This is a genomic window from Rhizobium sp. BK529 (assembly GCF_014194105.1).
Classification (GTDB): Bacteria; Pseudomonadota; Alphaproteobacteria; order Rhizobiales; family Rhizobiaceae; genus Rhizobium.
The window spans coordinates 2,983,441-2,995,946 of record NZ_JACIAU010000001.1 but is presented as its reverse complement, the minus strand read 5'-3'; the positions used below and the strand labels follow the sequence as shown (position 1 = coordinate 2,995,946).

At 59.3% G+C, this 12,506-nt stretch carries 15 protein-coding genes; 11 read left to right on the top strand and 4 right to left on the bottom strand.

Features of this window, described 5'->3' with window-relative positions; genetic code table 11:
- Positions 1-111 precede the first annotated feature (111 nt).
- The 5 genes from FHX08_RS15055 (at position 112) to FHX08_RS15035 (ending at position 3,075) form a co-directional block, all read left to right on the top strand.
- On the top strand, positions 112-426 hold the full coding sequence (locus tag FHX08_RS15055) for a hypothetical protein (RefSeq protein WP_132652827.1): 315 nt from the start codon (positions 112-114) through the stop codon (positions 424-426).
- A gap of 200 nt (positions 427-626) precedes the next feature.
- Positions 627-998 (top strand): cell surface protein, encoded by a 372-nt coding sequence (locus FHX08_RS15050; RefSeq protein ID WP_132652826.1) that lies wholly within the window; start codon positions 627-629, stop codon positions 996-998.
- 154 nt (positions 999-1,152) lie between these two features.
- Positions 1,153-1,428, top strand: a complete 276-nt coding sequence (locus FHX08_RS15045) for a hypothetical protein (protein WP_132652825.1) — start codon at positions 1,153-1,155, stop codon at positions 1,426-1,428.
- A gap of 311 nt (positions 1,429-1,739) precedes the next feature.
- Positions 1,740-2,405: a class I SAM-dependent methyltransferase gene (locus FHX08_RS15040; RefSeq protein WP_132652824.1), complete on the top strand. Its 666-nt coding sequence runs from the start codon at positions 1,740-1,742 to the stop codon at positions 2,403-2,405.
- Positions 2,406-2,415: 10 nt separating this feature from the next.
- A complete protein-coding gene (locus FHX08_RS15035; protein WP_210288202.1) occupies positions 2,416-3,075 on the top strand; it encodes a TetR family transcriptional regulator in 660 nt (219 codons plus the stop codon).
- A gap of 11 nt (positions 3,076-3,086) precedes the next feature.
- On the opposite strand, the gene FHX08_RS15030 is transcribed toward FHX08_RS15035, so the two are convergent.
- The gene (locus FHX08_RS15030; protein ID WP_132652823.1) at positions 3,087-4,016 is read right to left on the bottom strand and encodes a LysR family transcriptional regulator; all 930 of its coding nucleotides are present in this window, start codon (positions 4,014-4,016) and stop codon (positions 3,087-3,089) included.
- 132 nt (positions 4,017-4,148) lie between these two features.
- Between FHX08_RS15030 and FHX08_RS15025 the strand changes: the two genes are divergently transcribed.
- On the top strand, positions 4,149-4,985 hold the full coding sequence (locus FHX08_RS15025; RefSeq protein ID WP_132653223.1) for an oxidoreductase: 837 nt from the start codon (positions 4,149-4,151) through the stop codon (positions 4,983-4,985).
- Between the two features lie 26 nt (positions 4,986-5,011).
- Complete coding sequence (locus FHX08_RS15020; RefSeq protein WP_132652822.1) at positions 5,012-5,893, top strand: aldo/keto reductase; 882 nt, start codon at positions 5,012-5,014, stop codon at positions 5,891-5,893.
- A gap of 34 nt (positions 5,894-5,927) precedes the next feature.
- Here FHX08_RS15020 and FHX08_RS15015 read toward each other — a convergent pair whose 3' ends face one another.
- Positions 5,928-6,845, bottom strand: a complete 918-nt coding sequence (locus FHX08_RS15015; protein ID WP_132652821.1) for a LysR family transcriptional regulator — start codon at positions 6,843-6,845, stop codon at positions 5,928-5,930.
- 107 nt (positions 6,846-6,952) lie between these two features.
- Between FHX08_RS15015 and FHX08_RS15010 the strand changes: the two genes are divergently transcribed.
- From FHX08_RS15010 to FHX08_RS15000, 4 genes are all read left to right on the top strand, one after another.
- Positions 6,953-7,576 (top strand): SDR family oxidoreductase, encoded by a 624-nt coding sequence (locus FHX08_RS15010; protein ID WP_245508245.1) that lies wholly within the window; start codon positions 6,953-6,955, stop codon positions 7,574-7,576.
- A gap of 39 nt (positions 7,577-7,615) precedes the next feature.
- Complete coding sequence (locus tag FHX08_RS31450) at positions 7,616-7,831, top strand: hypothetical protein (RefSeq protein ID WP_245508244.1); 216 nt, start codon at positions 7,616-7,618, stop codon at positions 7,829-7,831.
- Between the two features lie 417 nt (positions 7,832-8,248).
- Positions 8,249-9,499 (top strand): NAD(P)/FAD-dependent oxidoreductase, encoded by a 1,251-nt coding sequence (locus tag FHX08_RS15005; protein ID WP_132652820.1) that lies wholly within the window; start codon positions 8,249-8,251, stop codon positions 9,497-9,499.
- An 85-nt stretch (positions 9,500-9,584) separates the two neighbouring features.
- The gene (locus FHX08_RS15000; protein ID WP_132652819.1) at positions 9,585-10,622 is read left to right on the top strand and encodes a 4-hydroxyproline epimerase; all 1,038 of its coding nucleotides are present in this window, start codon (positions 9,585-9,587) and stop codon (positions 10,620-10,622) included.
- Positions 10,623-10,626: 4 nt separating this feature from the next.
- Here FHX08_RS15000 and FHX08_RS14995 read toward each other — a convergent pair whose 3' ends face one another.
- The gene (locus FHX08_RS14995; RefSeq protein WP_132652818.1) at positions 10,627-11,103 is read right to left on the bottom strand and encodes an RbsD/FucU family protein; all 477 of its coding nucleotides are present in this window, start codon (positions 11,101-11,103) and stop codon (positions 10,627-10,629) included.
- The gene (locus tag FHX08_RS14990; RefSeq protein WP_132652817.1) at positions 11,087-12,334 is read right to left on the bottom strand and encodes an ROK family transcriptional regulator; all 1,248 of its coding nucleotides are present in this window, start codon (positions 12,332-12,334) and stop codon (positions 11,087-11,089) included. The genes FHX08_RS14995 and FHX08_RS14990 overlap by 17 nt, the downstream gene beginning before the upstream one ends.
- Positions 12,335-12,506 lie beyond the last annotated feature (172 nt).

Here is a 12,506-nt window from a genome sequence, read left to right as displayed (position 1 = left end):
GTGAAGTCTGCGAGCAAGTTTTCCATCGGATCCTCCTGCCTAGTTTCGCGCAATCTTCGGTGTCTATCTGCGGAAGCGATGGATGTGTCAGGCGAGCGGCCGGAGGATTGCATGAAGAGCGGATTTTTTGGTGCGGTAGGCCTCATCGCGATGATGGTCGCCCTAGCCGGCTGCATTGACCGTGCCAATGCGCCGGTGCTTGTACCGGTTGCTTCCCCCGTCAATCCGCCTGACATCGCACATGGCCTCTGCGTGTCCGATGCCAACGCGATGTATGACGAGTCCAACAGGCAGTACGACCTGCGTGCGCAGATGACCGGCCACCGCGATCCCGCAGAACGGGAATCGAATGCAAGCGGTGCCGCCCATCGGCAATATGTCTCCTGTATCGCAAGCCAGGGTTACCGTCCTTTGTACGCGAATTGAGAACAGTGAATTCAAACATCCGATGAATTGTCGCGGGCCTCTGCTCTCACTGCTTTGAAAGATTACATTTTTTGATTTTTTTGGCTTCGAGTCACGCCGGATCGCCTGCAATCACGAGTGTAGGAAGTCGCGTGTGACGTTGGAACTTCGCGCGCGCAGAACGCATTTTTCATACGTAAATCCAGTAAGGAGGGTTTATCATGAAAATGCTTAATCTAGCCCCATCCGCCGTTGCGCTCAGCGCTCTTCTCGCCCTCTCGTCTACCGTTCCTGCGCTGGCGGCGCCTGTTCAACAGACCCAAACCCCGGTCCCGTCGAACATGGAAATGGTGCAATATAAACAACATGCCGGTTATTGGCATGGCTATCGCGGCTTCCGCACGGAACGCCCCGGTACCCGTCGTCACTCTGATGGTTATTGGTATCCCCTCGCTGCGTTCGGGGTTGAATCCGGTACCACGGGCTCTATTGGCCGCCAGCCCTCGAACAGTCCCGAACCCAAAACGATGTGCAACCGTACGTTTGGTGGATCGATCGGTCCCGGCAGCATGCCGTGTGATAACGGCTACTGAGCCGGCAAATAAAAGGCGGCGAAAAGCCGCCTTTTATTTGTGCGCAACCGAATGTCACGTATTCGTGATCTCTGTTGCAGCGCAGTGGAATGTGACAAATCCGCTTCCTAGCTCCTTGGCGTAAATTCCAACCATCCTCCCAAGGAGACAAGAAATGACCAACGTAATGAAGAATGGGCTCGTGGCCGTGGCCTTCGGCGCAATCATCAGCGTTTCGGCTTTTGCACCTGCGAATGCAGCTCCCGCTCAGCATCAGCAGGTCGTAAAGCAGCAGAAGAGCACCAACGCTCGCCAGGAGCCCCGCGCGACCGGTTCGGTCAATGGCGCATCCAGCAGCTCCGTACCTTACCAGTACAGCCCAAAGAAGCCGCTCAACATGGATTGCAGCCTCCGCTTCAACCCGACCAGCAGCTCGGGCTGCAACTACTAAAAGCAATTTAATGGCATAAGACGGGGGAAGGGGATTGATGTCCCTGCCGCGAAAAGAGGGCAGCCTTCGTGGCTGCCTTTTCCGTTCCAGACATGTTTTCGGTTGCACTGGAGCCGGTGGCGCGGAAGTGCCGTCTAATGGACATCGCATGTCTTGAGGTCTTTCGCCGTTCGAATCACTCGGTACGAAAATACGGGGAATGGCGACGAGAAAGACGTGTGCAAAGACGACGGATTGACGTGCCTGCCTTGGAATTGCCATGCTGCGGGAGATCGTCGTAGTCGGCCACGTTTCAGACAGGTGGGATAATCATGATCGCAAAGAGTGCATGCTCCGATTTCCTGCATTTTTTCCGCTCCTGGCTGAACAACCCGCTGAGGGTTGCCGCGATTGCGCCATCCGGCGACTCGCTCGCCCGGATCATGACCAGCGAGATTGCTGCGCTGGATGGCCCGATCATCGAGCTTGGTCCCGGCACCGGCGTCTTCACCCGCGCGCTGCTTGCGCGGGGCATTAGTGAGAGCGACCTGACACTCATCGAATACGGCCCTGAATTCATCGAGTCGCTTCGGAAGCGTTTCCCCGATGCGCGCGTTCTGCAGATGGATGCCGCCCATCTGGCACAGGCCGAAATTTTCGAAGGCGAACCCGTCGGCGCCGTCATCAGCGGCCTTCCGCTGCTGTCCATGTCGCCGCGCAAGATCGCCTCGATCCTGGCAGGCGCGTTTGTCTATATGCGGGCCGGCGGTGCTTTCTATCAGTTTACCTATGGGCCCCGCTGTCCCGTCCCACGCCCGATCCTTGATCGCCTCGGCCTGAAGGCGACGCGCATCGGCGGCACGGTCCGCAACCTGCCGCCAGCCTCCGTCTATCGGATTTCGCGTCGCAAGCCGCTTGAGCTGTCGCGCGATCGCTTCAAATATCGCACCAGCGAAGCGGATATGGAGATCGCCGTTTTCTCCGATGGGGATGACTGAATGACACCTGATGGAAGTGACTGAGAAGAAACAGCCCGAGCCCGTGGAGGGCAGGCGTGAGCGCAAGCGGCGCCAGACCCGCGAGCGCATCGAGCAGGCTGCGATGGGCCTCTTTCTGGAACGTGGTTTCGATGCGACAACGATTGAGGAGATCACGGAAGCCGCTGACGTCTCAAAGCGCAGTTTCTTTGATTATTTCCCGTCAAAGGAGGAGGTCGTCTTCGCCTGGCAGGATGCTTTTGCCGATCGCCTGATGGCGGCGATTGCCGCCCGCCCGGCCAGCGAATCTCCCGTCAAGGCCGTCGAGGAAGCCCTTATCGCCACGGCGATTGCGTCGGCTGGCGACGAGCGCACCCTAGCACTCGGCGAACTGATTCACTGTACGCCTACCCTTAAGGCCCGCGACCAGCTCAAATATGCCAAGCTGGAGCAGAAGCTGACCGGGGCGCTGATTGTCCGCGAGGTTAGTGGCCCGGACGCGGGGATGCGCATGCGCCTGCTTTCGACAATCGTCATAGGCGCGCTGCGCGTCGGTAGTGAGCTTTGGCAGGAGCGGATCGCCGGCGGCTCGAAGGAAGGCGTCTCGATGGAAGCCTTCGCACGCGAAATCTTTGGTGAACTCTGGAAGATGCTGGCCGAATTCGGCGAAGAGGCGAAGGCCGGTCTCTAGTAATTCATTGTCTAGACGATCACGCTTTCAGTCGCTGGCGGCGCCTCGGAGCGATGCCGTTTCAGGAAGTCGATAAGCGCGCGCAGCTTTGCCGGCACCCGCCGCCGATCCGGATAATAGAGCGTCAGGCCCGAGAGCGGTGGGCTCCAATCGGATAGGATCCGCACCAATCTGCCGTCTTCGAGGAACCGTTCGATATAGCCGTTGATCATGTAGGAAATGCCGATCCCGTCTAGTGCCGCTTGCGTCAATGCTGCGGAATCGTTGAGGATCAGCCGCGGATGGAGCGTAATATCGATGCGCTCACCATCCTTCTCGAATTCCCAGCGTTCGACCTGGCCGCTCGTGACGAAACGGAAGCCGATGCAATCGTGATGCAGCAGGTCGCGTGGGTGTTTCGGCATGCCACGCCGGCCGAGATATTCCGGCGAGGCGATGACATGGGCGGTGATCTGCGGACCGATCGGAATGGCGACCATGTCTTTGGCCACCGTCTCGCCGAAGCGGATACCGGCATCGAAACCTTCGGCGACGATGTCGCTCATCGAGGCTTCCATCTTCACCTCGACCTGAATATCGGGATAGGCCTCCAGGAAATCGCGAAGCAGCGGCTGGATGGCGATCATATAGCCTGCGCGCAGCACATTGAGCCGCAGAAGACCGGCCGGCCGGCCGACATCTGCGTCCAGGTCCTTGCTGGCGGCCGCAAGCTCACCCAAGGCGGGGAGAATCCGCTCCAGATAGCGATTGCCGGCTTCCGTCAAGCTCACGCTTCGGGTGGTCCGATTGAACAGCGGCAACCGCAGCCGGCTCTCCAGTTTGCTGATCGTCTGGCTGATGGCCGACGGCGACACTCCCAGCCTGACGGCGGCGGCTGAGAAGCTCTTTTCCTCGGCCACGACGACAAAGGTCACCATGCCGTCAAGCATGTCCTGACGCATACTCATCTCCGTTTTCAAGTCCCAGATTAATAAGTTTCTCTAAAAAGGCCATCGCCGTTTAATGAGGTTATCGAAATTATCGGATGAGCCTATCTTCCCGCGACCAGCCAACCCGACGGAGTGAAGATTTTGATATCCAAATCCAAAATCCTTTTTATCACAGGCGTTTCCACCGGTTTCGGCCGTGCCCTTGCGGAAGCCGCCCTTGCCGAAGGCCACAAGGTGGTCGGGACCTTGCGCAATGAAGAAGCCCGAAAGCAATTTGAAGCGCTGAAACCCGGTTTTGCCTTCGGCAAGCTTCTCGATGTCACCGATACCGCCTCTATCGCCCCTGCTGTCGCGGAGATCGAAAGCAAGGTCGGTCCGATCGACGTACTCGTCAACAATGCCGGCTATGGCCATGAGGGTCTCGTCGAGGAATCGACGATGGAAGATCTGCGCCGCCAGTTCGAAGTCAATGTTTTCGGCCCGGTGGCTGTCATTCAGGCGGTGCTGCCCTATATGCGCAAGCGCCGCAGCGGCCATATCCTCAATGTCACCTCGATGGGCGGGATCATCACCATGCCGGGCATCGCTTTCTATCATGGCAGCAAGTTTGCCCTCGAGGGCATTTCCGAAAGCCTCGGCAAGGAGATCAAAAGCTTCGGCATCCATGTGACGGCCGTCGAGCCCGGCGGCTTTCGGACCGATTGGGCCGGCCGCTCGATGGTGCGTGCTGAGCGCTCGATCGCTGATTATGACCAGGTCTTCGAGCCGCTGCGCCAGCGCCGCCTCCAACGCAACGGCAATCAGCCCGGCGATCCGAAAAAGGCAGCGGCTGCAATGCTTAAGCTCATTGCATCCGACAATCCGCCAGCCCATCTCCTGCTTGGGCGCGACGCGATCAACCTCGTTCGCGAGAAGCTTGGGTCTCTCAAGGCCGAATTCGACGCCTGGGAGCAGGTTTCCAGCTCCACCGATTTTGAGTGATTTTATTGACCAAGAGAGGAAAGACGATGAGCGATTACAATGCAGCGAAATCCGGTAGCTTCAAGATCGGTGGCGATATGGAGGTCAACCGCCTCGGCTTCGGCGCCATGCGCATTACCGGCGACGGGATCTGGGGCAATCCAGCCGATCACGATGAATCGATCCGCACGCTGAAGCGTTTGCCGGAACTCGGCATCAACTTCATCGATACGGCCGATTCCTATGGTCCGGACGTTTCCGAATGGCTGATCAAGGAAGCGCTTCACCCCTACAAGAAAGGTCTCGTGGTCGCCACCAAGGGCGGCCTGACGCGCCATGGACCGAATATCTGGCTGCCGCTCGGCCGTCCGGAATATCTGATCCAGCAGGTGCATAAGAGCCTGCGCAACCTCGGTGTCGATCAGATCGATCTCTGGCAGCTGCACCGTATCGACCCGAAGGTCCCGGCCAAGGAGCAGTTCGACACGATCAAGTCGCTGCTCGATTCAGGCCTCATCCGCCATGCGGGCCTCAGCGAAGTCTCGGTCGCGGATATCGAAGCTGCCTCCAAGGTCTTCAAGGTCGCCACGGTCCAGAACCGTTACAACCTCGTCGACCGCACCAGCGAAGATGTGCTCGATTATTGTGCCAAGAATAATATCGGCTTCATCCCATGGTATCCGCTGGCCGCCGGCGATCTCGCCAAGCCCGGCTCGTTGCTCGATACGATCGCCAGGAAGCACAATGCGGCGCCAAGCCAGATCGCACTCGATTGGGTGCTGAAGCGGAGCCCCGTCATGCTGCCGATCCCCGGCACCTCCAAGGTCAAGCATCTGGAAGAAAACGTCGCGGCCGTCGACATCACGCTGTCCGATGAGGAGTTCACCGCCCTTGACGCCGAAGGCAAGAAGCTCTTCAAGGCCGCTTGATAAGGTCTAGACCGACCACGAAGCGGCCGCGGTTTCAGCCGCGGCCGTTTTCGTTTCGGGCTCGCGTCATCTCGCGTGCCACGTCCAGAAACGCACGCAGCGTCGGCGGTACATGCCGGTGGCCGGAATAATAGAGGCAGATGCCGGGGAAGGGCGGCGTCCAGTCTTCGAGTACGGTGATCAGCCTGCCTGCGGCAACATCGGCCTCCACATTCTGTCGCGTCATATAAGCAAGCCCCGCGCCGCCGACGGCTGCTTCCAGCATCAGGTCCATGCTCTGCAGCGTCATCGGCCCCTTCACATCAAGGCGGATTTCCTGGCCGTGCCGCTCGAACTCCCAGCGGTAGACCGCGCCGCTCGGCAGCCGCAGACGCAGACAGGCATGATGGAGAAGATCGCTCGGCGTCTGCGGCTTTCCGCGCCTATCAAAATAGGAGGGAGCGCCGACGACGAAGAAGCGCTCCTCCGCTTTCAGCGGCACAGCGATCATGTCCTGCGGCACGGTTTCGATCAGCCGGATGCCGACATCGAAACTGTCGGCGACGATATCGACCATGCGCCCGTCGCTGACGATATCGACATGCACGTCCGGAAAACGCCTGGCGTATTCCAGCACGATCGGCATGAGGATCCGTCGCGCTCCGCCTTCCGACGTATTGATGCGCAGCGTTCCGGCCGGCGTGGCGCGCGCCTGTGTCGCCGCTTCCATCGCCGCCGAGATATCCTTCAGCGCAGGACCGATCTTGCCGAGAAACTGTTCGCCAGCCTCGGTCAGCGAAACGCTGCGGGTCGTGCGGTTGAACAGCCTGACGCCAATCCGGCTTTCCAATGCCGCCACCGCATGGCTGAGCGCCGAAGTCGACATGCCGAGCTCGCTCGCAGCTGCGCGGAAGTTCTTCGCGGCCGCAACAGCGACGACTGCATTGAGCTCAACCAGACCGGTCTTTTGCATTGTCCTAAATCCTGCAATGGGTCATCCGCAAATATGCGGATTATAAGGACAATAGGTCGAACCTATCTAGCCCTCCGGGATCAATCTCAAAACCCATGAGGCAGATTATGAAAAAGACAGTTCTCATCACCGGCGCGTCCTCCGGCATTGGCAAGGCGGCAAGCCGGCTCTTCCACGCCAATGGCTGGAATGTCATTGCCACTATGCGCAGCCCGGAAAAAGAAACCGAGCTGACGGAGCTCGCCGGTGTCCTGGTGAGCAGGCTCGACGTTCAGGACCGCGGCAGCATCGACACCGCCGTCGAGGCCGGCATCGAAAAGTTCGAGCGCATTGATGTGCTCGTTAACAACGCCGGTTATGGCCAGAACGGCATTTTCGAAGCGACGTCGCGCGAAAAGATCCAGCAGCAGTTCGACGTCAATGTCTTCGGTGTTATGGATGTGACAAGGGCGATCCTGCCGCATTTCCGGGCAAACAAGGCTGGCCTCGTCATCAATGTCAGCTCGGGCGCTGGTCTTTTCACCTTGCCGACGCTGTCGATCTATTGTGCCTCCAAATTCGCACTCGAAGGCTTCACCGAGGCCCTGTCTTATGAGCTGCTGGCCCTTGGCATTGGCGTGAAGTCGGTGATCCCGCATGGCGGCGTCGCGGAGACCAGTTTCCGGGAGCGCGCCGGCGCCGATTTCGCCATCGATCCCGCGGGCCTGCCAGATTATAACGAATTCCTGTAGCGCGCTCAGCGCGCCTTTGCAGCCATGGTTGCTGCAAAGATGATGACCTCTTCTGATGTCGCCAAGGTGGTCTACGAAGCCGCGACAGATGGCAAGGACCAGCTGCGTTACCTTGTCGGCGATGATGCGCGTGGATTCGTGAAAGCGCGCCGCGACATGGACGATCAAGCTCTATGTGGATTTTATGCGGGCACAATTTGCGGAATAGTTTTGATCATTTGGTCAAAGATGCTGCAAAATGAGGCGGAGGCCTGACACTTTTGAGGCAAGCATTGCGTTCAATGCATTGCTGCATTGCGGTAATTTCGCTATTCTCCATCAAATGAATTGGGTATTAATAATGACGAAGGCAGCGCACTCCTCCTCCCAGCGCTCCCTTCATCGGACTGACAACACTCCTCCTCCCAGTTGTCAGTCAGGATCAAGAGCCCGACGCACCTCCTCCCGCGTCGGGCTCTTTTCTTTTCTGGATCGAATCTCTCCTTAAGCCTTCGCTCCCTCTGTGGGCGTGACAGGGATGCCATGATCGGCGGGTGCGGCGTTTCGCGCAAAGCCTTCATGGCCGCGGGGCATATCGCGCCCAAGAAGCGCATTTAAAAAATCATAGGCATCCGCTTCGTTGTGATATATCACATCTCGAACGGCAATCGACTGCCGTGCGGTGGACAAGACATGGCGAATGAAACAAATAAGACGGTGGCCGTTGTCGGCGCCGGTGTGGTCGGCGCTTCGATTGCTTTCGAGCTGCAGCGGCGTGGCTTTCAGGTCACTTTAATCGACAAGGGCGAGCCAGGCAGGGGAACTTCCTTTGGCAATATGGCGAGCATCGCGCTCGATTTCGCAGCCGGCTCCGGCCCCTCGACCTGGAAGAAGCTGCCGCGCTGGTTGATCGATCCGGAAGGTCCGGTCTGGCTGCGGCCGTCCTACGCGCCAAAAATCCTGCCCTGGTTCCTGCGCTTCCTCGCCGCCGGCCGTCCCGCACGCCTGAGGGAAATCGAGGATGCGGGTATGAGTCTCTCCAAGATCGCCCTCGGCGATATCAGTGCCATGCTCGATGCCATCGGTGCACGGGACCTGATGACCGAGGAAGGCTGCCTGGCAATCTACGAGACCGAGGCCGAATTCGATGCAGACCGCGGCCACCTCGAGCTGATGCGCCGCTATGGCATGGAATTCGAAGTGCTGAGCAATGGCGCGATCCAATATTACGAGCCGACGCTGTCGCCGAAAATCGCCAAGGCGGTGCTGCTGCCGGACAACAAGTCGATCCGTGATCCCTATAAGCTGGTCGTGAAGCTCGCCGATGCGGCGAAGGCTGCCGGTGCCGGTTTTGTTTCCGGCCAGGTAAAGGGCGTGGAGCGTAAGAATGACGGCAAGACCTCTGTCCTTCTCGAAGGCGGCAACCGCATCGAAGCAGATAAGGTGGTCCTGGCCGCCGGGGTCCATACCCGTTTCCTCGCTGAGACCCTCGGCGAGCCTATCCCGCTCGAAACCGAGCGCGGTTATCATACGCAGATCATGCAGCCCGGTATTTCCATGCGCTATTCGGTGATTTGGCCGCATCGCGCCTTCATGGTGACACCGACCGCAGGCGGTATCCGCGTCGGCGGCAACGTCGAGCTTGCCGGCCTGACGGCCGCACCTGATTTCCGGCGCCCGCGTGTGCTCGTGCGCCACGCGCAGCGCATCCTGCCAGACCTCAAGGTTCAGGACACCAGCGAATGGATGGGCCACCGTCCGGCACTGCCGGATACGATCCCGATCATCTCGCCCTCTTCGAAAATATCAGGCGTCTTCTATGCCACCGGCCACGGCCATCTGGGTCTTACCTATTCGGCAACGACAGCGCGGTTGATCGCGGATATGGTGATGGGCGTCCAAACGCCTGTCGATATTAAGCCGTTCCGTATCGACAGGTATTGAGAGCAGTCATGTCGGCACCTGTCGACGACCGGAAAATCGCGGCGATGGCGGCATCCCGCTTCATGTCTGACCTGGAGTTCGAAAGATGAGATGGAAGCGTACGATCCAGCTTCTGGATGTTCATGCTGAAGGTGAAATCGGCAAGGTCGCAATCGGCGGCGTGCCGAAGATCCCAGGCGAGACGGTCGCCGCCCAGCTTCACTGGCTGAACACCGATCCCAAGGGCCAGGAGCTCCGTCGTTTCCTCTGCCTCGAGCCGCGCGGCGCGCCGATCGGTTCGGTCAACCTGCTCCTGCCGCCGAAACATCCGGATGCAGACGCTGCCTTCATCATCCTGCAGCCCGATCAGGCGCATGCGAGCTCCGGCTCGAATTCGATCTGTGTCACGACCGCTCTCCTGGAATCCGGCATCGTCGAGATGAAGGAGCCGGAGACCATCGTTACGCTGGAAACCGCAGCCGGCTTGGTCAAGGCGACTGCGACTTGCCGCGACGGTCGATGCGAGAAGGTCAAGCTCACCATGGTGCCGTCCTTCGTTCACGAGTTGGATGTCGAGATTGACACGCCGCACTGGGGAAAGATCAAGACCGACATCTGCTACGGCGGCATTTTCTATGCGCTTGTAGACGTCGCTCAGGTCAATTTGACGATCGAGAAGGCCAACGCCGCAGCCCTGGTGCAGGCCGGCATGATCCTGAAGGAGCTCATCAACCGCCATATGCCTGTCGTTCATCCGGAAATCCCGGCAATCTCCGGTGTGGCCTATGTCATGTTCCGCGATATCGAGTCGGATGGCACCGTGCGCACCTGCACGACCATGTGGCCGGGGCGCGCCGACCGTTCGCCGTGCGGCACCGGTAACTCGGCGAACCTTGCAACGCTTTACGCACGCGGAAAGGCAAAGGTTGGCGACGTCTTCAAGTCGAAGTCGATCATCGGCTCGGAATTCGAGGTCGGCCTGCAGGCGCTGACGGAAGTCGCCGGTAAGCCGGCTGTCATCCCGACGATATCAGGCCGCGGTTTCACCTTCGGCCTGTCTCAGGTCGCGCTCGACCCCTTCGACCCGCATCCCCTCGGTTTTGCCCTGACGGATGTCTGGGGACCATCGGCGGGCGAAATCTGACAATTCAGTAAACGAAGGGATCAACTTCAGCCTTGGCTGGTTCGTCAGCGGCCGAAGGATAGATCACGCCCTTCCGCAGGATGATATTGGCATAGAGCCGCGGCTCGCTGGTCTGGATAACGGCGTGCGCCGCGCGCACCCGGACGTAAAAATCCTGCCCCACGAGTGGAATGACCTCTCGCTCCGGTTCGTATCTGGCGCAGCAGGCAATCATTTCCTCATGCACCGGATCGAGCTTGTCACGCTCGGCTTTCACGGTTGAGCGGAAGATCGCCTCGTCCACAAAATCGTCGATCGGCAGTATGCTGAGCACAGCATCGAGAACTGGAATGAGATGGTGCCCGTCGAGCCGAATCAGCCGCCGTGCATGTTCGATGCCCGGATAGTTGCCGTCGACGATGGCAATCTCGTCGCCATGGCCCATGCCGCGCAACGTCGCCAGCAGTTCGGGGCTCAGCAGCGGGTCAAGCCCTTTCAGCATTGTCGATCTCCTTGAAAAGTACATTCTGGTCGGTGAGATAACGCGCGAAGATCGGCAGGCTTGCGCCTCCGATGGCACGCGCCTGAGCACCAACCACGCCTTCGACGATATCCGGCATGACGACGCCCTGCAGGTCGAGCTTTTCGGCCTCATAGATCGTCGCCTGCACGATACGCCGGCGAACCCAGTCGGGAAAACCGCCATCGATGACGGCAGCGCTGAAGTCGATGATCGAGGCGGCCGCCACGATTGCCTGCGCCAGAGCTTTAGCCGTATCCTGGATCCAGGCCTCCATCGGTTCGCCGAAATCCACCCAATCGTCGGCCGAATACCAGAGCGGTTGCGGGTCTATGCCGCGCTCACGCAGCATGTTTTCCAAGACGAAGATCGATGCGATCTCCAGAAGCTGCAGCGTTTCGCCATTCTTGCCGCGCACCGGCAGTGGACCGATCGCGCCCGCCGTGCCGGTCTTGCCGGAAAAGATCGATGAATTCAGCACGATCCCACCGCCAATAAAAGAGCCGATGAAGAAATAGACGAAATCCGGATAGGAGGGGCCGATGCCGAACACCAGTTCGGCGCCGCAGGCGCTGGTGGCGTCGTTCTGCAGGAAGACCTGATAGGAAACTTGTTCAGCGATTTCGGCCTGGAGATCGAAGTCACGCCAGACCTCCATGGCCCCCGCAGGCGCCCCCACTTCGTCTGCCCAGTTCCAGAGCTCGAAAGGTGCTGCGATACCAAGTCCGGCGATGCGGCCGCGCTCGCGCTCGTCGAGCTTTCCTTCCAGTTCCTTGATCCCCTGGGTGACAAAGGACAGGATCTCGTGGGGCAGGGGATAGGCATAGATCCTGTGCAACTGAAGCCGGATCTTGCCGACGAAATCCATCAGCACCAGGTCGGCGCTTCGCCGGCCGATCTTCACGCCGAAGGAATAGACGGCATCCGGATTGAGCCGCATCGGAATGGATGGCTGGCCGACGCGGCCGCGGATCGGTTCGCCGCGCGACAGCAGGCCTTCCTTCTCGAGCGCCCGCATGATGACGGAAACGGTCTGGGCCGAAAGCCCGCTGCGGCGCGCAATATCGGCCTTCGATAATGCGCCGTAGAGACGCACCAGCGACAGCACGAGCCGTTCGTTATAGGCGCGCACCCTGATCTGGTTCGCACCTCCCGATGGATTCAGAATTGGTGGCGGAACCGGCATGGAATCCGGACCTTCCAAGGACGACATTGGCCACTCCTCCCGTTTAACGGCCTATGCCCTAATTTCGATCAGCATGCCATATCGAATTAATAATTCAATTGGATTTATTTATTGACAAGCCGTTTTCTTTCGCTCTTAATTGGCATCGTCAAGGCACGGGATGGCTTTGGGAGGGGCTAACGTCGCATCCTGAAAGTCT

Excerpts from the sequence above, each read along its gene's own strand:
- FHX08_RS15035 (WP_210288202.1), top strand. The coding sequence starts at position 2,416 with ATGGAAGTGACTGAGAAGAAACAGCCCGAGCCCGTGGAGGGCAGGCGT.
- FHX08_RS14995 (WP_132652818.1), bottom strand. The coding sequence starts at position 11,103 with ATGCTGAAAGGGCTTGACCCGCTGCTGAGCCCCGAACTGCTGGCGACG.
- FHX08_RS15000 (WP_132652819.1), top strand. The coding sequence starts at position 9,585 with ATGAGATGGAAGCGTACGATCCAGCTTCTGGATGTTCATGCTGAAGGT.
- FHX08_RS15045 (WP_132652825.1), top strand. The coding sequence starts at position 1,153 with ATGACCAACGTAATGAAGAATGGGCTCGTGGCCGTGGCCTTCGGCGCA.
- FHX08_RS15015 (WP_132652821.1), bottom strand. The coding sequence starts at position 6,845 with ATGCAAAAGACCGGTCTGGTTGAGCTCAATGCAGTCGTCGCTGTTGCG.
- FHX08_RS15055 (WP_132652827.1), top strand. The coding sequence starts at position 112 with ATGAAGAGCGGATTTTTTGGTGCGGTAGGCCTCATCGCGATGATGGTC.
- FHX08_RS15005 (WP_132652820.1), top strand. The coding sequence starts at position 8,249 with ATGGCGAATGAAACAAATAAGACGGTGGCCGTTGTCGGCGCCGGTGTG.
- FHX08_RS15010 (WP_245508245.1), top strand. The coding sequence starts at position 6,953 with ATGAAAAAGACAGTTCTCATCACCGGCGCGTCCTCCGGCATTGGCAAG.
- FHX08_RS15030 (WP_132652823.1), bottom strand. The coding sequence starts at position 4,016 with ATGCGTCAGGACATGCTTGACGGCATGGTGACCTTTGTCGTCGTGGCC.
- FHX08_RS31450 (WP_245508244.1), top strand. The coding sequence starts at position 7,616 with ATGATGACCTCTTCTGATGTCGCCAAGGTGGTCTACGAAGCCGCGACA.
- FHX08_RS15040 (WP_132652824.1), top strand. The coding sequence starts at position 1,740 with ATGATCGCAAAGAGTGCATGCTCCGATTTCCTGCATTTTTTCCGCTCC.
- FHX08_RS15050 (WP_132652826.1), top strand. The coding sequence starts at position 627 with ATGAAAATGCTTAATCTAGCCCCATCCGCCGTTGCGCTCAGCGCTCTT.
- FHX08_RS14990 (WP_132652817.1), bottom strand. The coding sequence starts at position 12,334 with ATGTCGTCCTTGGAAGGTCCGGATTCCATGCCGGTTCCGCCACCAATT.
- FHX08_RS15020 (WP_132652822.1), top strand. The coding sequence starts at position 5,012 with ATGAGCGATTACAATGCAGCGAAATCCGGTAGCTTCAAGATCGGTGGC.